Source organism: Butyricimonas muris (assembly GCF_046365375.1).
GTDB lineage: Bacteria > Bacteroidota > Bacteroidia > Bacteroidales > Marinifilaceae > Butyricimonas > Butyricimonas muris.
The window spans coordinates 141,742-165,621 of sequence record NZ_JBKEIT010000006.1; the positions used below are offsets into that span (position 1 = coordinate 141,742).

A 23,880-nucleotide genomic window follows, 5' to 3' on the forward strand; every position below is an offset into this window, starting at 1 on the left:
CATGACGGCTTTAGAAGAACTTGTATCTTTAATGTTCCCAGCAGGTTTGCAGGATTATTTTATAGTAACCCGTGTGAGTGCAATCGCTATCGGTTACCGGGTTTACCTTGAAGAGAAAAAAGAAGTACCTTCCCCTTATCCACCCGGGGAGTATATTTGCCACGGTTTTCATGACGAGCAAGTTGTTCATGATTTTCCTTCACGTGGAAAGGTTTTTGACCTGGTGATCAAACGTCGTCGTTGGAAGCATGTTGAAACGGGCAAAGTCATATCCCGTGATTGGAATCTCGTGGCCCGAGGGAGTTCTTTATCGAGAGAGTTCTCGGATTTCTTAAAAGGAACACATCGATAATCACCCGGTAAGCATTCAAAGCGTGGCCCGTCACTATCACTTGCCCGGAGATCAATTACAAGAGCAATACAAGAATCACTGGAGTGATTTTCGCTCCTGGGCTCAGCTGTCTCACGCCGAGGATTGGCTTCTTTTTCCCGGTAACGTTGGTCCGTTCTTGAGTATCGATGAAACGGCTGCCGGGGACCTTCGAACGATCATCAGCAACAAGCAGGCTCACGGTCGTAAGGGTAGCATCGTGGCAATCGTGAAAGGTACCCGCGCGGAAGACGTGTCATCGGTTCTATTGAAGCTTCCCCGCCGCCTTCGTTACCGGGTGCAAGAGATCACGTTAGACATGGCCCCAAGCATGGAAAAGATCGCCCGGGAATGTTTTCCCGCCGCCCGTCTGGTGACGGATCGTTTTCACGTTCACCAGCTAGTTCACGAGGCGGTACAGGACTTGCGGGTACAACATCGCTGGGAAGCGATAGAGAGCGAGAACGAGGCGATACTCCACGCGAGAGAAAACGGGCTCAAGTTTAAACCTGCCATGCTGGAAAATGGCGACACGTTAAAACAACTCCTGGCACGAAGCAGGTACTTGTTGTACAAGACACCGTCCTCGTGGACTCCTTCCCAGGAAACGAGAGCGGGGATATTGTTCAATCTTTACCCGGATATCAAACAGGCCTATGAACTCGCGTTAAAACTGGGACAAATCTTCCGGAGAACCAGGTGGAAAGATGTCGCTTACACCAAGCTGGCACAGTGGTACAGGAAAGTCGAGGAAACCAAGCTCAAGGCTTTCGCTACCGTGGCCAGAACTATAGAGAATCACTATCAAACTATTTTGAATTATTTTGACAACAGGAGTACAAACGCGGCCGCCGAATCGTTTAATGCCAAAATTAAAGAGTTCAGGAGGGTATTCAGGGGTATTAGAGATATTAAATTTTTCTTGTTTCGACTGTGCAAAATTTACGCTTAACATGAAAAAAAACAGATTTTCCAGTTGTTCCGAAATTGGCAGTAAAAACCATATAAAAACAAAAAAACAGTTACATTTTTAATTTTGTAACTGCTTTATTTTCAAGTGGTCCCACTTGGGCTTGAACCAAGGACCCCCTGATTATGAGTCGCAAGTTTGTTGTTTTCATGGCGTTTCATGTCTTTTCATTCGTTGATATAAAACCCTGAATAACAGATGAGAATATGAGAAATATTTCCCAATATATTTCTTCGGTATTCATTAAATGGCTATACTTGCATGCAAATTGTATGTACAATGTACATACAGAATAGAAGTGTCTATGTTTAAGTTTACGAAGGATAGAATATCAGTTATGACGGTCTTGGATAAACGTCGTCCCAAGGCTAGTGGGCTTTATCCTGTAAAGGTTCAGGTCGTTTATAGACGTGTGCAGAAATATTATCTTACGGGTAAAGAATTGACAGAAGAGGAATGGCAGAAATTACCGGAAACAAAGAGCCGGCGTCTATTGGAGATTAGGGAGAGCATAGAAAATAGTTTTTCTTTGGTCAAATATAATGTGGAGGCTCTTGCTGAAAAAGGAGGTTTTTCTTTTGATGCTCTGAATGTTCGTTTAGGGAAAGCCACGGGAGATACCGTGAATAGTGCTTTTAAGGCAAAGATTGAAAACCTGAAAAGGGAAGGACGGATAGGAACGATGGAATGGTATGAAAATATTTATTTGTGGGTTGAGAAATTTGGAGGAAATAAAATATCTTTTGATACTATAACTATTGAGTGGTTGAAACGTTATGAGCGCTTTTTATTGAAAGATAAGAATCATACAACCGTTGGAATGCACATGAGGGCTATTCGGGCAATCATGAATGAAGCGAAAAAGGCCGGAGTGATTAAGGATAGCCAATACCCTTTTGGTAAAGATAAATATGAGATTCAAGCGGGAGCAGGTCGTAAGAAAGCTTTGACGCTACAAGAAATAGGGAAGATTGTCCGGTTCTCAGATGGAAATGAGACAACAGAGAGGTATCGAGACCTTTGGTTTTTTATGTATTTGTGTAATGGGATCAATACGGCTGATTTGGTGAAGTTGAAATATAAGAATATCCATGATGGCGAGATTTGTTTTGTGCGTCAAAAAACGGAACGAACGAATAGAACAATAAAAGAAATTTGTGTGCCGATCACTCCCGAAATGGAGACTATAATTAAAAGGTGGGGAAATGAACCGTTGCCTGATAATCTGATCTTCCCGTATCTTGAAGGAGTTGATGATCCAATCAAACATAAGCATTTAACTAAAGATCTTACCAGGCGGATTAATAAGCGTATGAAAAGGATTGGCCAGGCTTTAGGGATAGAGAATATAACGACCTACACGGCCCGTCATTCGTTTGCTACGGTTTTGAAACGTTCGGGAGCTAATATATCTTATATTTCGGAGAGTCTGGGACATAGTGATCTTAAGACAACAGAAGCTTATTTGGCTAGTTTCGAGAAGGAGGAAAGGCAGAAGAATGCAAGTTTGTTGACGCAGTTTGATTGAGTAGTTTAAGAGTTATATATATGATTACTTGAAAATAGAATGAGTAATGTATTTTATGCAGAAAATTAAGCAGAAACAATAATTTTTGTTCTTGAACTCTTTTTTTCGCCTATGGGGAAAAGAAATACAAAAGCATTATAACTATTATTGAAAAAATGGTAAGTAAAAGTTGTATTACCATTTTTTGTTAGTAAGGTTATTATACCATCATCTCGGTATTTTCTTTTATGGCAATAGTCTTGAATGAAAGGCCAAGATGAATAATCTAAAACGGTAGGTATTACTAATTCACCAAAGTTTTTTGTAAAACTGTTAGATTGAAATGTATTTCTTAAAAAAGCTCCAATTTTGGTGGGATTTTCTAAAACAAGTAGTGCACATCGATTTTTTGATGATTCTACATATTTTCTTAAAGCTGCATGTACTGATGCACCGAATTGTTTAGCAAGTTGCATGGAAGAATTAATACTTAAACCTAGTTTATCCATTTCTGAATAAAATCTATCACATTGGAACAAAGTTGTAGATGCAAAAAGATTTGCTTCCATCTCAAACTCTTCTCGTGTTTCTATATTTAAAGTATTGTCGTCTTCCTCGAGAGCTTCGTAAATAGAATGTTGCCATGGAAGAACCTCATGCCCCACTTCATGTAATTTAACAAAATTCTTTTTTGAAGCTTTTATTGAGGAATCAAGATAAATGATTTTTTCTTTTCTATCAAGGGCTCCTCTCACTTTGTTTAATGCTCTTTTTAGAGCATCTGTTGCTCTAGATAGATAACTTGGTTGAATTTTTGACAAATCAATTCCTGAATGAACAACTAATTCGGTATATTCTACAATGCGATCAACAGGTGTGGGGAAAATATCAAAGCATTTACTACCTTTTAAAATTTCATAGGAAATTTTCTCTATATCATTTTTCGAAGTGACCTCATTCATTTTTTTGATTTGTACCGAATATATCCTAAATAATCAAGTAAAGCTTTTTCTTCTTCTTCTGTTAATGATTCTGCTGAAAGTGCTATTGTATTTAGCAACTTTCTTCTCTCGGATGTTTGTTTTTCTATTATTCCAGATGCAGCAAGCAGTTCGTTGATGCCGATTCCATAAATATTTGATAATTTATACAAAATATTTGCAGAAGGTTTTTTTATTTTATCATTCTCAAGCTGACTTAGATAGGCATTCGAAATCCCTGTAGCTTCTTCAACTTGACGTAGAGTAAGTCCGATTAGCTCCCGTGATTTTTTTAAGATACTTCCTAATGATTCCATAAGTTATCTTATTGAAATTTCTGCAAAGATATAAATTATATTCGATAAAACAAATCTTGCTATATGCTTGCTCTTTTTTTTTAGATTTGCTTGTTGTGTTTAATTTTTTATCTATTTTTGCAAAAGAAAACCAGGCAAAAAATCACCTGGCTTAATTCATTTGAAAGATGTAAAAGCCCTCGCAAGGCTTTTGGTAGTTTTAAATTAGCATTTCAAAATTACCTCTTTTATTTGAATCTTTCAAGCCATTTTGTGATTTTAACTTATCACGCTCTGTTGTTGAACGTGATTTTGCCGATTGTATAATATAAAAAAGAACATTGCGACGTATTGTTTTTGAAGGAATATTTTGTTTTGCTGTTGAAATGATATAAACAGCCTATTGAATTTTAATAAAAACTTTTAATGTTTAGTGATGAACAATATTTTATTTTATAAAGTTGAAGGCAAAACCTTCAAAACAACGGAACAATATATTACTGGAGCAGAGTTAAAAAGACAAGGTGGAATTCCTTTAGATGTAGAATTGTATCTTGCAATTAAGAAGCCTTTTGAGGATGAGCTTATTGAAAATGATACCCGGGTTAATCTTGCACGGCCGGAGATCGAACAATTCTTTGTAAAAAAGAAATTGTACTATTTCATCAACGAAAAAGAATATATTTCATATAAACAATGGATCTCAGGTGCTGAGATTCGGGAAAAGGGAAATATTTCTGATGCAGAAGATTTGTATTTGAAAGTGGATACCGGTTGGGAAGATGATTTTATCCTGGACGATGAAGTGATTGATTTGGCAAGGCCAGGAAAAGAACATTTCTATACAAAGGAACGTGTAGGGGTAATGATATTTGTAAATACGAAAGGTTTTGATTGGAAAAGAAAGTGGATTACATATGAAGAGGTGGTAAGCCTCGCATTTACTACTCCTAATCCTTCGGTAGCATATACGGTTGCTTATTCAAAAGGACATGCTTCGAAAGAGGAAGGTTTTATGGTTGCAGGACAAAAAGTTGTTGTTAAACATAATATGGAATTCGATGTTACAGCAACACATAAATCATAATCAGGATGTCAAACATCTGATTGATGCGGGATATGAGGTGGAAATAAATGATAGATATTTGTATGTACATCATGTTCCCTATTTAAAGTCTACTAAAGAGGTGGCGTATGCCACTCTCTTTTGTCCATTTAATGTCCAAGGTTGGAAAATATCACCAGTAGATCATACGATGTATTATAAGGGAGATACGCCTTGTGATACAGAAGGAAATCCTCTTACCAAAATATTTAATTCCGAGAATATTAAGATAGGAGATGGTTTGATTGCAGATAGGATGTTTTCCAGTAAACCTTCTGATCGGAATTATAGAGATTTTTATGAGAAATTTACGACCTACATTTCGATAATCTCCAATGAGGCATGTGCTCTGTATCCTGAAGTTACTGCCAAGACTTTTGTTCCGATAAAATTGACAGAGATCGATTCGGTTTTTCAGTATTTGGATACTAATTCGAGCCGGGCTAATATTGATTTTCTGAATAAAAAATTTTATGACCAGAAAATAGCAATTATCGGGTTGGGTGGGACTGGTAGTTATATTTTGGATTTTGTAACGAAGACTCCAACGAAAGAAATTCATCTATATGATGGTGATATATTTAGTACCCATAATGCTTTTCGTTCTCCGGGTGCTGCTTCTGCTGATATTTTGAATGAGAGACCTTCTAAAGTTGAATATCTTGCTGGGATTTACTCAAATATGCATAAGATGATCGTACCTCACGGTGAATTTGTAGGAGAACCGAACCTCCAAGATTTCTTGGGTTATGATTTTGTATTTGTCTGCATTGATAGCAATAGGGCAAGAATGAAAATCTGCTCTTTTTTGATCGAGCATAATATTAAATTCATAGATGTAGGTTTAGGGGTGAATTTGGTAGATGATAAATTATCTGGTACAGTTCGGGTGTCTTATCCTTCCAATCATGATATTTCTGTATTAGAAAATCACTGTGGAAAAGGAAATATGGATGATGATTTATATGTTTCTAATATTCAAATAGCAGAGCTTAATGCTTTAAATGCAGCGTTGGCTGTTATGAAATGGAAGGGAGAACTTGGTTATTATTGTAATGCTAAAAATTATCATACTTCTATATATTCACTGACTCTGAATAAAATTGTATATGAATAAAGAAGTTGTTCCTTGGTTTGTTGATGTTTTTCCAGATGAATTAGAAGAGGGAGTTTTGTATATCTCTTTAAGATTCAACACTGCTGTACATTTGTGTGCTTGTGGTTGTAAAATGAAAACGATTACCAAAATAGCTCCGGGAGAGTGGAGAATGATGTATAATGGTAAAGAGATTTCACTATTTCCATCTATCGGAAACTGGAATTTTGAATGTCGGTCTCATTACTGGATTAGGAATAATAAGTTTGTGTTTATTAAAGAGAAAGTTGATTGTAATGAAGGAAAGCTCTTTGAAAAGAAGCGTTCAAAAAAGAATAAGAGAAGATTTTGGATAATTAATAATAGAAAGAAAGGAGATTAATATGGGAAAGAATGTTCATGTGGTAAAAAATTTGTATGGTGGTTGGTCTGTCAAACAAGAAAAATCTCAAAGAAGTTCTGGTAATTTTAATACTCAGAAACAAGCTATTGAAAGAGCTATTGAAATAGCTAAAAATAATGGACAAGAGGTTGCTATTCATGGAACGAATGGACAAATCAGACAGAAAAATAGTTATGGGAATGATCCTTATCCTCCTAAAGGATGATTTTGATTGTGAAGGGACTGTCCGACCTTGGACAGTCCCTTTTTGTATGGTTTCAATTGTTTTATTATAATAAAGGATTTCTCTTTTATATTGTTTTTATTATCATTTCCATAGCAATTAGACTTATATTAAGTGAGATGAAAGATTGGAAACATGTTTAGACAAGGGGGATTTACAGATGGGAGAAGCTTTAAATAGGATAAATAAAGTTGTTTTGTTGATGTAACTATGTCCTTTATTTTTGAATATCTATTTTATAATAAATCCACATTGTCTTGTGTGCAAGACAAAAATGACTTATATTTGTCTTGTTGACAGGACAAATATAAGTATATGGACAAAAATATTTTAAAATCAGTCATTACAGATAATCAGGTAGAGGTACCGAAATATCAGGTTATTCCTAGAAGTTTCACTTTTGAGGAGTTTGGTAATTATGTTTTTGTGGGTATTCGGAGGGCGGGAAAATCTTTCTTGCTTTATCAACGAATGCAGCAGTTGTTAGCGCAAGGAATTAATTGGGATGAGATGCTTTACGTTAATTTTGAAGATGAGCGTCTTGTCGGAATGTCTTTGGAAGATTTGAATTTACTTTTGGAAGTACATTTGGAAATGTATGGAAAGAAGCCCATTCTTTTTCTGGATGAAATTCAAAATATTGTAGGTTGGGAGAAATTCGCCCGTCGTCTGGCTGACACCAAACACCGGGTTTATATTACTGGAAGTAACGCTAAAATGTTGAGCCAGGATATACAAACTACTTTAGGCGGACGTTATATTCCGATTAATGTTTACCCGTATAGTTTTAAGGAGTTTCTGAATGCAAATAATATCAGGGTTGATGATAATTCTTTGTTCGCAACTGAAACGAAAGCGGGGATATTGAGAAAATTCAATGATTATTTTTATTATGGTGGATTTCCTGAAGGTGCAGAATTTTCAGCCAAGCGTGATTATCTGACTAGTGTTTATCAAAAAATTTATTTGGGAGACATTGCAGCCCGTCATTCGGTTGATAATACTTTTGCATTGCGTGTATTGTTTAAAAAGTTGGCTGAAAGTGTAAAACAACCCATGTCATTTACCCGGGTTGCTAATATTGTCTCCTCAACAGGGGTAAAAGTCGGTAAAACAACTATTATCAATTATATTGAATACGCAAAGGATGCTTGGTTGATTTCTTCTATACAGAATATAGCGGGAAAGCTTGTTGACAAAGAAACTAATCCTAAGTATTATTTCACAGATAACGGGATTCTGAATCTTTTTTTACTTGACGGGGAAACTTCGTTGCTGGAAAATCTCGTTGCCATCAATTTGTTACGTAAATATGGACGAAATGATGCAGTGTTTTTTTATAACCAGGCAGTTGAAGTGGATTTTTATATTCCAGATGAAGCGATAGCCATTCAGGTTTGCTATAATCTTGATAATAGCGATGGTACTTTTGACAGGGAAATAAGTGCTTTATTGAAGCTATCGAATGTATTGGAATGTAAAAAATTGATGGTAATCACGCGTGATTCCGAACAAGTACTGGAGATAGACCATAAAGTCATCGAGATTATTCCGGTTTGGAAGTGGCTCTTGAATTTATGAAATGGTATATTATTCATTATAAATGAATGGAGTGAATGAAATGAAATATATTTCTTTATAGCTATAAATTCTCTATATAAAGCCCTTGCTATACTATAAAATATTTTTAATAAAATATACTTCACTTCATTCACTTCACTCATTATTTATTTTTAAAGCAGGTGGAGAAGTCAGGAATTTTTTTTGATTTTTGTTATAATAATCTATCCAAATATTTTCAACAAGTTTGTTTAAGGTTGTCTTGTATAGATGATATTCCGGGGCACTGGGCGAAATATTTTGTTTAAGAATGGAATCAACTTGTTGATTGACTTCCCGAACTAGGTTACTGTATTCATTTAGCCAGAGTGATAATGAATCTTGAGTTGTTATGGAGTCATACCTATCGTATAATTTTTGACAATGCTGTTCCGTTATATGCTGTGCTTGCTGAACGATTTGATTATAGATATTGATGGATTGAGAATGATGTTTACTATTTTGTTTTAATCCCCAGTGATATCCGAGTAGTAAACCACCCGTAGTTAGAATTATAATTAGAAGAATGGATAAATAGGGTAAATATTTATTCTTTGAATGGAGTAAATGAATGATTTCGTCTGTGCTTGTGTAACGTTGGATAGGATGTTCAGAGGTACAACGTCTGATTATCTTGTGTACGTGTGGAAGTTTTACATGAGTCGTTTGTATGATTTCTTCTAAAATTACCCCGATAGAATATATATCCGCTTTATTGTCAATGGTAGTTAGTGGAACTTGTTGCTTTGGGGAGGCATATTTTAAGGTACCTGCAGGATGTTTTAAAATGGAATAGGAATCTGTATCCGATAAGCCGAAATCAATTAATTTGACATTGGAACCATTGCGTGTGATAAGGATATTTTCCGGTTTTAAATCACGGTGTATGATTTGTAAAGAATGGATATAGCTTAAGGCTTGACAGAGTTCGTCCAGTATTTTTAGAATGACATGGCTGTTATAGTTTTTAGAATTCAGATATTCACGTAAATGGATCCCGTCGATATATTCCATGATAATACTTGATCCGATACCGGGGATTTCTTCGAATCCGATCGTTTGTACAATATGAGGATGAGATAACGGGTATGAGATCTGAAATTCCTTTTGTAATAATCCTTGATAAAGAGGATTGTCTTTGTATATAGGTTTCAGTGTTTTCAGTATGTGGTATTTTCCTGATTTTTGTGCTTTGTATAGACAACAATAGCCGTTGTTGGATTCATACCATAGCGTGATATTGGTAAAATATGAGGTAATCTCTGGTTTTATATCGGTAATGATACCTGAATTTGAATTTAGTAAGGTCATATTGTTATTATTCCAAGAGTTGAATTGATGTTAAGCCAGTTTGATAACCTATAGCGTAATTTATCGGTTCGGAAAAAGAAGTTGGTGAAATTCTTCTGCATAAATTTGTTAGGATCAAAGGTTGGTGTAAATAGAAATGTTCAACTTGGAAAGAGTCTCCTTTATTTATTTGTGTATTAAAAGATTCGATGACAGAGAATGTTGAATTCCCTTGATATTCTATCGTACATTGGCGATCCGGGTTCCATGCTATTTTCAATCTTTTTCCCGGTTGCAGATTTGCAGAATGGATCGTTTCGCTTGTAAAAAAGTAAGATTCGGTTATCGTGGGTGAAGATTGGCAAAATGAATCCCAATCGGGGTAACCTATGTAACGAGCCAAGGTAGATAGAGACGAATACCGGGGCATGTGGGAGGAGGATACGTATCCCCAAAGTCGTTTTAGGGTAGAAGGACTGATTTGTTCGCGGATGTTTTCGTGAATCAAATAAGATAGCCGATCGAAATCGACGGGAGATTTCATTGTGCGTCCTGCCTTTTTTTCGATTGCCTGCTTTAGTTTTTCTATATCTTTCAAAGTGTCCATAGATATATTGAATTTTGCCCAAAAATACTATAAAAAGAGGTCTTGTCCGCAAATGAAACAAATTGAATTGTTTTGAATCAATTTGAACTTTTGAAATGATAAAGTTACCCTGTTATTTTGTCAATGTTTAAAGTTCTTTTGAAGAAGGGAAAGGGGTAGAAGGGAAAAAGTCGGAAAAAGGACAATTAAAAATGATAGATAATTCGTTGATATGATTAAGATTGTATTTTGCTCGTTGATTTGGATTTTCAACATCCCCTATAAATCCCCGGGAAACTCCCAGACAATATGCCAAAGTAGCTTGGGACATTTTCTGCGCCAATCTTTTTTCTCTGACTTTATCGATTACATATTGCTCAATAGGAGTCTTCATTTTGTTATGATTTAAATTTCAAGATTAACAAAATGATAAAATACTTTGCACATATATGTATGTGTATTATATTTGCGAAAAAAATAGAAGTAAAATGGACGGTTTAAATTGTTTCAAGCAATTATTTCCCAATGATCATGAATTAGTTGATTACGTGATACGAAACACCCTTTTCTTTAAAAAAGATATTGTATTTCAGCAAGCTAGAGTGTACAGACAGGCCATTCGAATGGGGGAAGCAATTCCAGTTCGTTATACTTCGAACGGAGCTTTTTTCCGACAACATGAAGTGAAAACGACAACTCCTCGTTTCCGAAACAAGCAAGAAGCTGTTTTATTCACGAAAGATTCGGCTAATGCTGTTTTTCACAAGGATACGAAAATTCGGGTTTGTTTTGATCCAGATGGTAATTATTATCCTAAAAAAGAAATTTTGAAATATACGGGACATCGTGTCAGTTGGGGGAGTACAAGTTCTGTTGTAAATTATAATATCGCTCATATTTGGGGTAAAACGGATAATCCACTTTTCTTTTCTTTGTTTTGGAATTATGCTTTAATTCCTTGTCATTGTACATTTTTGACAGATAAGAAGGATGAGAACGACGTTGTAATGAAGAATATCAAAAATTTACTGAAAGCTATTAGTATAGAATTGTATGATCCTAACCGGATTATGGATTGGAATCAAGATGTATTATCTATTGATGACTATCCGGTTATGGAATATTTGCAAAAAGGTAGGAAATGGATGATTAATAAAAATATAAATTTTTTAGAATCAATAATTTGATTGAAATGGAAGATGGTAAGATTGATGTAAAAAAGATAGAGCAGGTATTAGAAGTTATTTGTAGAATCATATATAAATTGCTGAAAGTCTTGTTTCAAATCTTAGCGTTTATCATAGAGAAATTATGGCAAACTTTTAATGAAAAGCCGTCTCCGAAGAGAGAGAAAGTATTTCGGGATAATATTAAGATTACATCCGGTCAGTCGGTTAAACAATATCGTGTAACAATAAAAGGGACCGCTCAAAATAATGGACCGTTACCGATCCGAAAAACTGTTGTGATGGACGAGAAACAGGCTAAATTGTTCCGTGGGGCAAACCGTTACGAGGCGATACAAGAGTGGATTCATGCCAATTATCCGGGAGCTAAAATTCCTAATATACGCAATTTTTCGACAGAGATAAAGTTGATTGAATCTTAATTTAAAATATAATTGAATCGGAAATGAAAGAAGCGAAAGTAACCACAACAGAAAAATGTGAGGATACAGATGAGGTTTTACAAGAAAAACCAAATGTTGTAATTCAATCGGAAGGCAATAAACCCATAAAATTGATAGCTTTAATGGCTAAAGATAACGAAAAATTGATTCCGTTATTTTTCCCTTGCTATCTTATTACAATAGGTTTTATTGTTTTAACCGGGATTAATTTGATCGATCCTGCTTTACTGGAAAGTGCAAATTGGAAACAAAACACGATTTGGAGTGCTTTGCTCTTTTTCGGCTTATTGCCCCCGCATATGCGTTCAACTAAAGGCGTGTGGTTAGTGATGGGGTATGTGTTAGCTTTTTTCCTTTTTGGAGGTGGAAATGTTTTTGGAACGGTACAGTTGATTTTGTCCATATTTAAAATCTTTTTACCTGTATTTATTCTCTTTCAGATGGTCAGACTTTGGGGTGAGGTAAAACAATACGGGAAGTGGGTGTTGTTGTTGCCGATCATATCATTGGTATTCACGTTATTACTTTTTTCGATAGAGGATCGAAATATATTTCAAAGTTCCTGGAATTCGTTGACTAACTGGTCTTGGGATATGTATCGGAGTGACGATGGTTTCCATATTTATTTGGGAATTATCGGTATATTGACAGGTGTTTCTGAATTCTTGATCGTTAGGAAATATATTATAGATTAATAGTATTGCTTATGTTTTTGAGAATAGGAATTATAGGTATACTTGTTTTTTTGGCAGTTGTTTTTCTTAATATGCTATTGGAGGTGATCATTTCAATCATGATGTATGGGATTGGTATATTTGTCCTTGTGACTTTTGTGGCAATTATTTTTCTTCCTGCAGAGAAATGGGATGATTACCAAAAATATTTTCAAATGAAAATAGAACAACTTAGAGATAAAGTTAAGAATTAAGTTAATAGAATAATTATGGAATTTCTTAAGAAGGCAGTGTATATCTTGAATTTAAGTTTATATGTTTTAATTGCTTTTATGGTTGGAATATTTCTTAAACAATGGTTGTTGGGAGGTATTATTCTTTTGAGTTCCGGAGTGTTTATTATCGGGTATAAATTGAGTGAATCTATGATGGTTTCTCGCCGGGATCGTTATCGTAATAGCGAGTGGGGACTGTTTTGTAGAAAATTGGTGTGGGCTAATAATGGGGTTTTGATGACAGCTGCTCTTCTTGTGATTGTTGTTGTATGGTTAGGTAATGAGCAGATTGCAGGTCTTTTTATAGGAGAATAGTTCATGTGAATGTGTTAGAATTAAAGAGAATAAATAACTAATTATTATTAATTATGAGAAAATTATTATTTCTATTCACGATGTTAGCCCTTTTTGTGGCTTGTAGTGATGATGATGACAAAGACAACGAGTTACCAATTAAAGGACTTGAAATTCCCAAGTTCGAGAATCCTGTAAGACCCGGAGAATCTATTACAATTAAGGGAGAGGGTTTTACCAAAGCAAGTGAAATCTGGTTTAGGACAATTATAGCACGAGCAGAAAATACTGGTGATGTTAAAGCTATTGTCACCGAGGTTAATTCAACTGGTATTACTTTCATTGCTCCAGAAGTATATGGCGATCAATCAGTGTTACTGAAAGAAAATGGTGAAGAATACGAACTTGGGAAAATGACTTTTGAGGAACAACCGGAAGAAGGAGGAGATGTAGAAATTCTACCTAAAAAAGTAAAAAAGATTGTTGAATTTTTTGAGGATGATAAAGTTCAGAATGGAATTGGGAAAAATATCTATGAGTTTTCTTATAATAATGAAGGAAAACTTTCATCTTTGAATGTTACTGAAGACGGAGCAACAGAACCTTGGAAATGTACTTATACTTATTCATCTAACCAGTTGGTTATTAAAGAAATTGGAAGTGATAACCAGACCGAAACGTATACTATAGAAAATGGGAAAGCAACGCATTACAAGAAAACATATCTTAATTGTCCTGAGTATGACGAATTTACATTTGATTACTCTGGGGATTATTTAAGTCAGATAAAAGGCATTATTGAAAATGAATATCCTTCCACGGAGAATTTTACTTTCATTGGAGGTAAATTGATTCAATATAAATGGATAGATGAGGAATTTGATAATGTATATGCGTTACTTGATTTTACATATGGTCAACAACTTAATAATTTGAATCTGGATTTATTTGGAATAATTCTTACAGATTATTTTGAAAATGTTGAAGACCTTTTCCTTTACGGGATAACTGGAAAACGTTCTATTTATTTGCCGGAAAAAGTGAAAGTGAGTGGGATAGATGATGAAGATGGAAAATATGAATATCCGGTTTCTTTCAAATATGAAGTTAAAGATAATTACATCACCAAAATTATTATAGATGAAGATGGTGAGAAATATGAATATGAAATTTTCTATGAAAATTAATTCTTGACGGATAAATAAAAATCGGTTGAATTTCAACCGGTTTTTATTTATATCATTTGGCGTAGTTGAGAATATGGATAACTAGTTTTTTACAAATATAGACGTTCGTATATTTCACCTCCTAATACAGCTGCTATATCGCAGTACATGGAATATCCATGTCCATTTTTATTGTTAATCCATTCGGGAACAACTTCAAACCATCGTGCGGTGATAATTTTATTTGTTAAATCTTCTCCTTTTCCTTTATATTCGATAACTTTAAATTCACAATTTCCCAAATACTTGACTTTCGCATAACGTTCAGGGTACCACCCGAGAATAACAGGTTTTCCAATATGTAAATCTTCTTCTGCATCTTGGATTTTTCTATCGTCAAAAATGGGAATTAAATCATTTTTGGCTGATATCGTTTTTATGTAATGATCCCAATCTTGGTAACCTGCAACTTGTGATAGTAAATCGAGAGTGGAATAATCGAAAGTTGATGGATATTTTTCATAACCCCATAAGCGTTTTAACGTGCTTTCTGATAATAGTTGAGGTTTTATCCGATCATCGATTAAATCCTTCAATTTTTCAAAATGCAAATATTTTTTAGGTAGGTAGCCTAATTTGTTTTCAATTTCACCAATTAGACCTTTTAATTCTTGCGAGTCTTGTGTGATTTTAGAAGTCTTTTTAGCCATATATTTCTACTCAATTATGTCGTGTGGCAAATTTAACGTTTTTTGAGGAGAAAACTAAGTGAAAACTTGAGTTGTATTTGGGGAAATGATCCTTGATAAATACAATGACCTTTGTTGTGTCAAAGTTGGCCAACTAAGACATAATTAATATTAACTTTTTTCAAATATGATATTATGTCAGAAATTAATTATAATAATCTTCCTGAGAAAGTGGGAGAGCTTTGGGAAGATGTAAAAACAATTAAAGAACTTTTGAAAAAAAGGGAATCAGAAGTATCAATCTCTCAGAAATTGACATTCTCTAAAGCATTAGTTTTCTTAGAAAGACAAGGTTATGTAATGTCTAAAAGTAAACTTTATAAGTTGACCGCTTTGAATAAAATTCCTTGCAAAAAATTTGGTAATCGTTTAATATTTGATTCGGATGAATTGATAAATTTTTGTGAAAATCACGTTCAGTATTCTGTTGTAGATGGAATAGAGTCAGTTGTGAAATCTGCAAAGAAACAATTTGTCAAATAAATTGTAAATGTTGAATTATATTAAAATACTAAATGAGATGGAAAATAAATATACCCGGCAGATTATTAAAAGAATATATTCAAATGACCTTTTTAAAAAGTTGTTGAACGAAATAGTTCCTGTCGATTTTGAAAGTAAGTATAATTATGATGAGGATAGTTTGAATACCATAAAATCATTAAGAGAAAGATTGCAACATGAAAAGGATGAGGCAAAACGTGATGAAATTTTGGAAGAATTGAAAGAGTATGTTCCTGGAAATGAAGTGAAATATATAATATTGATAGAAGAAATGTTGAGAATTGCAGATGAACTTCATTTGGGAATAGGTGTGGATGAAGTAAGTTCTTTTCCATATTTTTATAATGGATGCTATTGGGAAACGCTCTCAAAGCCTATGGCAAAAGAATTCATCGCAGAAGTTGCGATGAAAAGTGGTTTTAATTATTATGATGTGAGGATAAGTAAAGCGATTGAGGCTCTATATAAACAATTTATTTTAGTAGAACCTTTATCAATGCCAGAGACTGCAAAGAATACAGTAAAGATAAATTTGAAAAACGGAACTTTTGTGATAAAGGGTGATTCTCGTGAATTGGTAGATTTTGATAAAAATGATTTTTTTAAATATCAATTACCATTTGATTTTAATCCAGAGGCTCGAATGCCACTTTTTCAAAAGTTTCTTGATGAAGTTTTGTTAGAAAAAGAATCGCAGATGATTTTGCAGGAATATCTGGGATATATTTTTGCACGTGATTTGAAATTGGAAAAATGTTTAATTTTAATAGGGAGTGGGTCTAATGGTAAATCTGTGATATTTGATATTGTAACAGCTTTATTAGGGGAAAAGAATGTATGTTCTTATACATTGAGTAATTTGTGTAATGACAGTGGTTATTTTAGAGCGGAATTAACAAATTATTTGTTGAATTATTCTTCTGAGTTAGGAGGTAAAGGGTGTAATCCTGATATAGTAAAGAAATTAATTAGCAATGAACCGATAGATGCCCGTTCTCCTTATGGTAATCCTTTTATTTTAAAAAATTATGGGAGATTTATTTTCAATACGAATTTGATACCTAAAGATATTGAACAGACTGAAGCTTATTTCCGCAGAATTTTGCCTATTGCATTTAATGTAACGATTCCTGAGGAACGTCGAGACGTGAATTTGGCAAGGAAAATAATTGATAATGAATTGAGTGGAATTTTTAATTGGGTTTTAGAAGGGCTTGATCGTTTATTAAAACAAGCAAAGTTTACAGAATCACAAGCTGTTCAAGAAACTTTGAATAAAATAAGGAAGGAAACTAATACTGTTGCGCAATTTCTTGAAGAAGTCGGATATATTAAAAGTACTAATTATGTGCTTTCTAAAGTATTGTATAAAGAATATTGTGAGTTTTGTATGATTAACGGTCATTACGCTGTAAGTAATATAGAGTTTTTGAAACGTCTGGAAATGTTAGGAATAGAAGTAAAAAGGAAACAAACGAATAATGCAACTTGGATTTATGTCCAAGTGAATGGACAAGACGTGATAGATGGGGCTTTAAAAACGGTAACGGAAGTTTTAAATTTGAAATAATGTTATGGAAAATATATTTGTGTCGTATTTTCCCTCGCAAAGTAAGGGAGAATCTAATCATGTTATCAGTCTTAGGACGTGGTTATTAGAACCGAATAGTTTTACTGAAATTATTAAATATTTAAGGTGTGAAGAAAGAATGGAAGTTCGTAAAAAATTGAAAAATAGTCTTCCTGCTATTACACCGAGTGGTATTTTCGTAAAACGAAAAGCAGAACTGATAAAAAAGTATACGGGAATTATATGTATTGACATCGATGGAAAAGATAATTTAGAAATAGTTGATTTTGAAGCGTTGAAAATGAGGTTGATGGATAGCATGCTGGGAGATTATATCCTTTATTGTGGACTTTCGTCAGGAGGGAAAGGGATATTTTGTTTGCTTCGATTGGCCTATCCGGAAAGGCATAAAGAGCACTTTTATGCGCTTGCCCAGGATTTTGAATCTTTGGAGATAGTTATTGATCGTAGTTGTAGTGATATTTGCCGTTTACGTTTTTATTCATGGGATGAAAAGCCTTGTGTGAATTTGGAGGCGAAGGAATATACAAAATGTATTGAAGGGGAGGCGACGCGAATAGTGCAATCTGGTACAGTGAATAAGAAAAATAAAGTGATTGAATTTGTGGAAACAAAACTTGTTGATAACAGAAGTCCCAGGGAAAGACTACTTGATTTGGAACTATCCGATGATTTCAGAATAATTACAATCAGTAATAAAGACCGGATTAAGCAGTTAGTAGAAGCAATTTGTGCAGAACGTATTGATATCACAGTAAATTATGGAGATTGGTTTGCGATAGGTTGTATATTGGCAAGGATGTTTGAAGAGGAGGGAAGAGAATTGTTTCATGTAATCGGACAATTTTATCCGGATTATGAGAGAGAGGAAAGTAATAATGAATATTCCAAATGTATGAAATATGGGCCTAGTTATTATTATAAGACGGAGAAGATATTTGATATAGCGAGAAAATATGGATTGGATTTTTGAGTCATTAAGGTTGGGGAGGCATCCCAGGTTTTTCAAGAGGGGGCTAGCTTATCGAATCGCTCAGCTTGCATGCAAATTGCATGTGCAATAAAAAAGAGAAGCAGTTACATTTGCTTGTAACTGCTTCATTTTTAGCGTGGTCCCACTTGGGCTTGAACCAAGGACCCCCTGATTATGAGTCAGGTGCTCTAACCAGCTGAGCTATAGGACCTACACTTGCGTGTGCTAAAGTGGTTAGCTTTAACGGGTGCAAATATAGTGTTTTCTTGAAATTCGGGCAAATATTGGTGTGCTTTTTTTTAACGATTCGCGGAAGATATGGTATTTTTATCTACATTTGCGTGTAGATGAACATTTTAGTGTAATAGAAAAAATATTGTGGTGTGAAAGTTTGTTTGCTAGTGATAGGAAAGACGGATGCTGAGTTTGTGCGGGCGGGGATTGCCGAGTACGAGAAGCGGTTGAAATATTATATTCCTTACGAGATGAAGGTGATTCCGGATGTACGGAACACGAAGAATATGAGTGAGGTGCAACAGAAAGAGAGGGAAGGGGAGTTGATACGGGGACAATTGGAGGCGTCGGATTTCGTGGTTTTGTTGGATGAGCGTGGAAATGAATACACTTCTAAGGCGTTCGCAGAGTTTTTGGCACAGAAGATGCTGACAAGTATTAAGCGAATGGTATTCGTGATCGGGGGACCATACGGGTTTGCCGAGGAAGTTTATAAACGTGCGAATATGAAGATTTCATTATCCAAGATGACATTCTCACACCAGATGGTGCGGATGATTTTCACGGAGCAATTATACAGGGCAATGACAATATTGAAAGGAGAACCTTATCATCATGAGTAAGTCGGGGATTAGAAAAAGAATGAGAAAGTTTTGGCTCGTGTTAGCCTTGGCCATGGGATGTCTCTTGGTGGCTTCGCTGTGGGAATCATCATTGAGTGATTGGTCGGTGGATTCCCAAGTCGCTCTTTTTCAAGATCAATTGCAAGCGGAAGAGAAGCATTTGGACGAACAGTTGCAGAAGTTGGACGAGAATACTCAGATTTCCAAAAGTAACTGGCGGATGCGGAATTCGATCCTGCTCGGCTTCAAGAACGGGCAATTGGTGTACTGGAGTGACGAACGGGTGGGGACTCCCAACCTGTACGAGCGTTTGAAGGAGGGGGGTGAGTTAGTGAAGTTGAATAATTTGTATTTTGATGTCCGAAAGCGGTTTATCGGGGACATGGAGTATTACGGGCTTTTATTTATTAAAGAGGATTATCCTTATTCCAGCAGTTACGTGAAGAATCATTTTAACCCGCGGTTCGGGAGTAATCTGGATGATGCCAGTAAAGTGACGATCAAGAATGTATGGGAAGAGGGAGGTTACACGATATATAGCCGGGACGGGAAAGCGCTGTTCAAGATCGAGAGTAACGTGGGGTACGGGGATACATTGCCGAATTATTTCTTGCTGGTACTCTATTTCGTGTTTCTCTATCTCTTGTTTTATGCTTACGAGATATCGCTGGATCGCTCCGTGAGTTTCAGGGAACAGGTGGGACACTCGTTTGGGTTCCTCTGCCTGTTGATTCTGCTGCGGGTAATCATGGTGAGGTATCAGGTGCCGTACTCGCTTTATCATTTGTCGATCTTCGCGAACAGTAAGGTGGCCGGAGGCGGTTCGTTTATTGTTTCGGTAGGGGATTTGTTCGTGACGATGTTTTGTTTGGCACATTATCTTTTTATCACGTTCAATAAGTTGCGGATAAGATATAATGAATACCGGTTGATGCGCTACCGGTGGCTTTTTCTCGCGGGCTTCGTGTTCGTGGCTTTTATCTACACGAATTTGCTTCATTTTTCAATCAAGACGTTGATAGAGAGTACGTCTATCAGTTTGAATATAGCTCGTCTGATTAATGTCGATTTCTCGTCCGTGGTAGCGTTTGTAACTTTGATTATCGCGGGTATGGGATTTATCGTGTTGATCAATAGTTCCGTCCGTTATTTTCGGAACCTTTTCACGATGAAACAAGCGTTGCTCGGGGTGACAATCGTGATCTTGTTTTGCGCGGCTCTTTGTTATTTCTTTAATTTTTCGTTGACTCCCTTGGAGTGCTTGTTTACTTTGTCACTTTACCTTTTGTTTATACTGGGGATTTACCTGATGAAGATGGATGCCCAGAAAAGTGTATTTATGCTTGCTCTCGTGGTGGTTTGCGTTTATATCATCTTTTTAGCCAAGAGTAACGAGATGGAACGCGAGTTGAAAATTCGTGCCGATTATATCGTTCAGATCGTGAAAGAAGTTGATCCCGTGTTCGAGGAGAAGTTGGTCGAGATCAACAATGAAATCATGAAAAGTACGAAGGTCGATTCACTGATCAGCGTTGGGGACGAGAAGGTGCTGGCCCGGTATATTTCGGAAGAATTACTGGACATGACGGGATTTTACTATGATTGCGAGGCTATTATATGCACGGGACGGGATACTATACTGGTAACTCCGAAACACGTGAAATACGGTTGCTATGATTATTATGACGGTATGATAGACAGTCTCGGGATAAGAGTGGATAGTACTTTATTTTATAATATTGATCTGTTTGACGGACAGAACGTGTACTTGGGGCGTTACATGTTGCCGGACGTGAAGAACGGCAGTTGCTTGTATATCCGTTTTACTTCTAAGAAAGGACACGAGGGAATAGGGTACGCGCAGATATTGTCGCGGGAGACAGATTTGGAGAATGAATTCGTGTATCCCTATTCGTATGCCAAGTACCGTAAGGGGGTGCTTGTAGATGCTGACGGAACTTTTAATTACCCGCGCTCTACCGAGCGTTTCGGGGCGTACGAGCATGCCCGCACGATTAATGTAGACGGGTATTCCCACATGATCGTTCCGATTAAAGAGGAAGGTATTTGCGTTGTCAGTCTGGCGGATGACGTGTTCGCGTTGTACTATATGAACCTGTTGTACGCTATTTTCGTGAGTGCTATACTGACGTCTTACGGGATGTTTTTCCGGTTTGACGGCGGGTGGGAAAATTTCCGTCAGGTGAGTTTGAAGTCAAGGATCAAAAGTAATATTATTTCGCTGGTTGCCGGTTTGTTCGTGCTTATGACGATTATGAGTATTGTCGGGAATGCCGCTAGTTTCGAACGTCGGCACAGTGAAGCGCTTGTTCAGGTGTCGAAGTATATCACGAGCGAGTTGGAGCGCTACAATTGCGTGGATGCGGATAAGTGTCCGGAAATCGAGACGGCGTTGAGGAGATTGGCGGATGTGCTTTGGGTAGATATTAATGTTTATAATTGGGGCGGTGAGTTGGTTGCTACTTCCCGACCGATGATTTTCGAGAAAGGGTTTGACGGGACATTGTTGAATCCCGAGGCTTACAAGAAAGTCGTGACGCAAGAGCAAATGAGTTTCGTGCAGGACGAACGGATAGCCGAGATGATTTATATGGCGGTTTATATGCCGTTGGTGCTGGAATCGGGAGAGAGATACGTGTTGAGTATTCCTTATTTTACCAAAGGGGAAGAGCTGAACAAAGATATTTTCCTGACCGTGATTGTCGCGGTGAATATTGCGATGATCGTTATGGTATTGGCTTTTATTTTATCCAGCGTGGTTGCCGAGCGGATCACGAAGCCGTTGCAGGTCGTGAACGATAAGTTGAGACGGATGCGGGTAGGGGGTAAGAACGAGAAGATTATTTATAACCAGAAAGATGAAATCGGGTTACTGGTGAAGGAGTACAACGCGATGGTGGATAAACTGGAAGCGAATGTCAAGCAATTGGCAAAGTCCGAACGCGAGAGTGCTTGGAGGGAGATGGCAAGGCAGATCGCGCACGAGATTAAGAATCCGCTAACGCCGATGAAGTTGAATTTGCAATTTATGCAACGTACTTTGCAGAAAGGGGATATTGAGGAAGTACGGCAGCGGTTTAAAGATATATCTTCGGTTTTGATCGAGCAGATAGACCACATGGCGTCTATCGCTTCCGCGTTCTCTGATTTTGCTAAATTACAAGTGGCGAATAATGAGTGGTTTGACCTGAGTGAGCTTGTGGATGGGTGTGCCAAGTTGTTTCACGAGAACGTGGCGAACATGACATGTGACATAGAGCCGGGTGTTTTTGTATATGGAGATCGGGATCAGGTGAACCGGGTGGTTGTGAATCTGCTGAAAAACGCGGAACAAAGTATCCCGGAAGACCGGGAAGGACACGTTCACGTGCAGTTGAAGACGGCATTGGGCAAGATTATTTTGTTCGTGCGGGATAACGGTTGTGGTATTCCGGAAGGTATCCGGGATAAGATTTCCGAACCGAATTTCACGACCAAATCAGGTGGTACCGGACTCGGACTGGCAATGTCGTACAAGATTATAGAGAGTATGGGTGGAACGATCTCTTTCGAGAGCGAAGAGAACGAGGGTACAACTTTCTACGTGACATTAAGACATGATAAGGGGGAGTCGGAGGGGTAGTTTTTCAATCTAAAATCTAAAATTTAAAATCTAAAATAGCTTTGGCTTTTTGGGCTACTGCTTGGGGGGTGATGTCGACCATACATTTTTGCCAGACGGGTTGTTTGCATTTTCCTCTACCGTCTTTCGTGCAGGGACGACAGGGAAGGCTTACTTCCATGACTTCGGCTTCTTTTCCGGTGGGGAAACCGAACGCGGTGGGACCCATCAAGGCTATGGAGGGCGTGTGGAACAGATCGGCGGCATGCAGGAAGCCGGTATCGCCACTGATGACGAGGTGAGATTGCTTCACTAGGTAACAGGATTCTAACAGAGAGGTTTGTCCGGCGAGGTTGTTCACTCGTTCGGGGGCGATGGCTTTGATTGTTTCACAGAATGTGTCTGTCGGTCCGGCGAGAATGATAAATCGGTATTCCGGCATAAGTTGGATAACTTGCTGCCAATGGCTGACTGGCCAGCGTTTCATTTCCCAGTTGGCCGAGGGAACTAGGGTAATGGTCTTCGGGGTAAAGGTGCGGGCAAAGTGTTCTTTGTATTCTTCGGGGAAGCACCAGTCGGAATAATTCGATTCGAAATTCGTGATACCCCATTTCGCGAGAGGTTTCCGGTAAGAAATGATACCCCGGAAGGGTTTGTCGAATTTGTTGATTCCCAGTTTGAAAAGCAAGAAACGTTTCCACCGTTCTTTGCCGCGTAGCGTGTAGTGCGGTCCTCTCGGGAACAAAGAGTAAAAGGGAGGTAATAACACGGCTTTCAATATGTTCGAGCGGATATTACTGTGTGCGTCATAAATGTAATCGAATTTCTCGGCTTTCAGTTCTTTTGCCACGCGAAGTAAACCTTTCAACCCCGTTTTCTTGTCAAATCCCCAAACCCGGTCGATACGTTTGTCCATATTGAGAAAAGAGCCCATGTCTTTACGGGCAATCCAGTGTATTTCCGCGTCCGGGAAGTGATTTTTGATCCCGTTTACCACGTTCATGCATTGGATGATATCTCCGATGGAACTGAATCTAATAATGAGAAATTTAGCCATGTCGATAACAATTTTGCAACAAAAGTAATAAAAATGTAGTTTACCTATTGTAAAAAGAAGTAT

At 36.9% G+C, this 23,880-nt stretch carries 26 protein-coding genes and 1 tRNA gene; 19 read left to right on the forward strand and 8 right to left on the reverse strand.

Going from position 1 to position 23,880, the window contains the following annotated elements:
- Position 1 precedes the first annotated feature (1 nt).
- The 3 genes from ACK8P8_RS11535 (at position 2) to ACK8P8_RS11545 (ending at position 2,868) form a co-directional block, all read left to right on the forward strand.
- A complete protein-coding gene (locus ACK8P8_RS11535; RefSeq protein WP_369860494.1) occupies positions 2–352 on the forward strand; it encodes an ISAon1 family transposase N-terminal region protein in 351 nt (116 codons plus the stop codon).
- Between the two features lie 22 nt (positions 353–374).
- Positions 375–1,322, forward strand: coding sequence for an ISAon1 family transposase (locus ACK8P8_RS11540; RefSeq protein WP_440132436.1), 948 nt, complete (start codon positions 375–377; stop codon positions 1,320–1,322).
- 322 nt (positions 1,323–1,644) lie between these two features.
- Positions 1,645–2,868, forward strand: coding sequence for a tyrosine-type recombinase/integrase (locus ACK8P8_RS11545; RefSeq protein WP_369860495.1), 1,224 nt, complete (start codon positions 1,645–1,647; stop codon positions 2,866–2,868).
- 65 nt (positions 2,869–2,933) lie between these two features.
- Here ACK8P8_RS11545 and ACK8P8_RS11550 read toward each other — a convergent pair whose 3' ends face one another.
- Positions 2,934–3,809: an ImmA/IrrE family metallo-endopeptidase gene (locus tag ACK8P8_RS11550; RefSeq protein ID WP_369860496.1), complete on the reverse strand. Its 876-nt coding sequence runs from the start codon at positions 3,807–3,809 to the stop codon at positions 2,934–2,936.
- Positions 3,806–4,144, reverse strand: a complete 339-nt coding sequence (locus ACK8P8_RS11555; protein ID WP_369860497.1) for a helix-turn-helix domain-containing protein — start codon at positions 4,142–4,144, stop codon at positions 3,806–3,808. Before ACK8P8_RS11555 ends, ACK8P8_RS11550 begins: the two co-directional genes overlap by 4 nt.
- A 415-nt stretch (positions 4,145–4,559) precedes the next feature.
- Between ACK8P8_RS11555 and ACK8P8_RS11560 the strand changes: the two genes are divergently transcribed.
- From ACK8P8_RS11560 to ACK8P8_RS11580, 5 genes are all read left to right on the forward strand, one after another.
- Entirely contained in the window at positions 4,560–5,210 is a 651-nt protein-coding gene (locus ACK8P8_RS11560; protein WP_369860498.1) for a multiubiquitin domain-containing protein, read from the forward strand.
- Entirely contained in the window at positions 5,185–6,345 is a 1,161-nt protein-coding gene (locus tag ACK8P8_RS11565) for a ThiF family adenylyltransferase (protein WP_369860499.1), read from the forward strand. The genes ACK8P8_RS11560 and ACK8P8_RS11565 overlap by 26 nt, the downstream gene beginning before the upstream one ends.
- The gene (locus ACK8P8_RS11570; RefSeq protein WP_369860500.1) at positions 6,338–6,706 is read left to right on the forward strand and encodes a ubiquitination-like system serine protease family protein; all 369 of its coding nucleotides are present in this window, start codon (positions 6,338–6,340) and stop codon (positions 6,704–6,706) included. Before ACK8P8_RS11565 ends, ACK8P8_RS11570 begins: the two co-directional genes overlap by 8 nt.
- Before the next feature lies 1 nt (position 6,707).
- Complete coding sequence (locus tag ACK8P8_RS11575; RefSeq protein ID WP_369860501.1) at positions 6,708–6,932, forward strand: DUF2188 domain-containing protein; 225 nt, start codon at positions 6,708–6,710, stop codon at positions 6,930–6,932.
- A 333-nt stretch (positions 6,933–7,265) separates the two neighbouring features.
- Entirely contained in the window at positions 7,266–8,531 is a 1,266-nt protein-coding gene (locus ACK8P8_RS11580) for an ATP-binding protein (protein WP_369860502.1), read from the forward strand.
- Between the two features lie 135 nt (positions 8,532–8,666).
- Here the strand turns inward: ACK8P8_RS11580 and ACK8P8_RS11585 are convergent, their stop codons facing one another.
- From ACK8P8_RS11585 to ACK8P8_RS11595, 3 genes are all read right to left on the reverse strand, one after another.
- Positions 8,667–9,860 (reverse strand): serine/threonine-protein kinase, encoded by a 1,194-nt coding sequence (locus ACK8P8_RS11585; RefSeq protein WP_369860503.1) that lies wholly within the window; start codon positions 9,858–9,860, stop codon positions 8,667–8,669.
- Between the two features lie 7 nt (positions 9,861–9,867).
- The gene (locus tag ACK8P8_RS11590; RefSeq protein WP_369860504.1) at positions 9,868–10,446 is read right to left on the reverse strand and encodes a hypothetical protein; all 579 of its coding nucleotides are present in this window, start codon (positions 10,444–10,446) and stop codon (positions 9,868–9,870) included.
- 127 nt (positions 10,447–10,573) lie between these two features.
- Positions 10,574–10,819: a helix-turn-helix transcriptional regulator gene (locus tag ACK8P8_RS11595; RefSeq protein ID WP_022160579.1), complete on the reverse strand. Its 246-nt coding sequence runs from the start codon at positions 10,817–10,819 to the stop codon at positions 10,574–10,576.
- A 94-nt stretch (positions 10,820–10,913) separates the two neighbouring features.
- Between ACK8P8_RS11595 and ACK8P8_RS11600 the strand changes: the two genes are divergently transcribed.
- The 6 genes from ACK8P8_RS11600 to ACK8P8_RS11625 are packed head-to-tail and all read left to right on the forward strand — an operon-like array spanning position 10,914 to position 14,485.
- A complete protein-coding gene (locus ACK8P8_RS11600; RefSeq protein ID WP_369860505.1) occupies positions 10,914–11,612 on the forward strand; it encodes a PM1201 family protein in 699 nt (232 codons plus the stop codon).
- Positions 11,609–12,034 (forward strand): hypothetical protein, encoded by a 426-nt coding sequence (locus ACK8P8_RS11605; RefSeq protein ID WP_369860506.1) that lies wholly within the window; start codon positions 11,609–11,611, stop codon positions 12,032–12,034. The genes ACK8P8_RS11600 and ACK8P8_RS11605 overlap by 4 nt, the downstream gene beginning before the upstream one ends.
- Before the next feature lie 23 nt (positions 12,035–12,057).
- On the forward strand, positions 12,058–12,750 hold the full coding sequence (locus ACK8P8_RS11610; RefSeq protein WP_369860507.1) for a hypothetical protein: 693 nt from the start codon (positions 12,058–12,060) through the stop codon (positions 12,748–12,750).
- A gap of 11 nt (positions 12,751–12,761) precedes the next feature.
- Positions 12,762–12,983 (forward strand): hypothetical protein, encoded by a 222-nt coding sequence (locus tag ACK8P8_RS11615; protein ID WP_369860508.1) that lies wholly within the window; start codon positions 12,762–12,764, stop codon positions 12,981–12,983.
- Positions 12,984–12,998: 15 nt separating this feature from the next.
- On the forward strand, positions 12,999–13,319 hold the full coding sequence (locus ACK8P8_RS11620; protein ID WP_369860509.1) for a hypothetical protein: 321 nt from the start codon (positions 12,999–13,001) through the stop codon (positions 13,317–13,319).
- Positions 13,320–13,372: 53 nt separating this feature from the next.
- Entirely contained in the window at positions 13,373–14,485 is a 1,113-nt protein-coding gene (locus tag ACK8P8_RS11625; RefSeq protein WP_369860510.1) for a hypothetical protein, read from the forward strand.
- Positions 14,486–14,574: 89 nt separating this feature from the next.
- Here the strand turns inward: ACK8P8_RS11625 and ACK8P8_RS11630 are convergent, their stop codons facing one another.
- A complete protein-coding gene (locus tag ACK8P8_RS11630; protein ID WP_369860511.1) occupies positions 14,575–15,174 on the reverse strand; it encodes a hypothetical protein in 600 nt (199 codons plus the stop codon).
- 174 nt (positions 15,175–15,348) lie between these two features.
- Between ACK8P8_RS11630 and ACK8P8_RS11635 the strand changes: the two genes are divergently transcribed.
- The 3 genes from ACK8P8_RS11635 to ACK8P8_RS11645 are packed head-to-tail and all read left to right on the forward strand — an operon-like array spanning position 15,349 to position 18,281.
- The gene (locus ACK8P8_RS11635; protein WP_369860512.1) at positions 15,349–15,696 is read left to right on the forward strand and encodes a hypothetical protein; all 348 of its coding nucleotides are present in this window, start codon (positions 15,349–15,351) and stop codon (positions 15,694–15,696) included.
- Positions 15,697–15,733: 37 nt separating this feature from the next.
- Positions 15,734–17,287 (forward strand): DNA primase family protein, encoded by a 1,554-nt coding sequence (locus tag ACK8P8_RS11640; RefSeq protein ID WP_369860513.1) that lies wholly within the window; start codon positions 15,734–15,736, stop codon positions 17,285–17,287.
- 4 nt (positions 17,288–17,291) lie between these two features.
- Positions 17,292–18,281: a BT4734/BF3469 family protein gene (locus ACK8P8_RS11645; RefSeq protein WP_369860514.1), complete on the forward strand. Its 990-nt coding sequence runs from the start codon at positions 17,292–17,294 to the stop codon at positions 18,279–18,281.
- Between the two features lie 137 nt (positions 18,282–18,418).
- On the opposite strand, the gene ACK8P8_RS11650 is transcribed toward ACK8P8_RS11645, so the two are convergent.
- Positions 18,419–18,492 (reverse strand) — tRNA-Ile (locus ACK8P8_RS11650).
- Positions 18,493–18,664: 172 nt separating this feature from the next.
- Here ACK8P8_RS11650 and rlmH point away from each other — a divergent pair.
- Both rlmH and ACK8P8_RS11660 read left to right on the forward strand, forming a co-directional pair.
- Positions 18,665–19,138 (forward strand): 23S rRNA (pseudouridine(1915)-N(3))-methyltransferase RlmH, encoded by a 474-nt coding sequence (gene rlmH / locus ACK8P8_RS11655; protein WP_099289908.1) that lies wholly within the window; start codon positions 18,665–18,667, stop codon positions 19,136–19,138.
- A 19-nt stretch (positions 19,139–19,157) separates the two neighbouring features.
- Entirely contained in the window at positions 19,158–22,781 is a 3,624-nt protein-coding gene (locus ACK8P8_RS11660) for an ATP-binding protein (RefSeq protein ID WP_369860515.1), read from the forward strand.
- A gap of 16 nt (positions 22,782–22,797) precedes the next feature.
- On the opposite strand, the gene ACK8P8_RS11665 is transcribed toward ACK8P8_RS11660, so the two are convergent.
- Positions 22,798–23,817, reverse strand: a complete 1,020-nt coding sequence (locus ACK8P8_RS11665) for a glycosyltransferase family 9 protein (protein WP_369860516.1) — start codon at positions 23,815–23,817, stop codon at positions 22,798–22,800.
- Positions 23,818–23,880 lie beyond the last annotated feature (63 nt).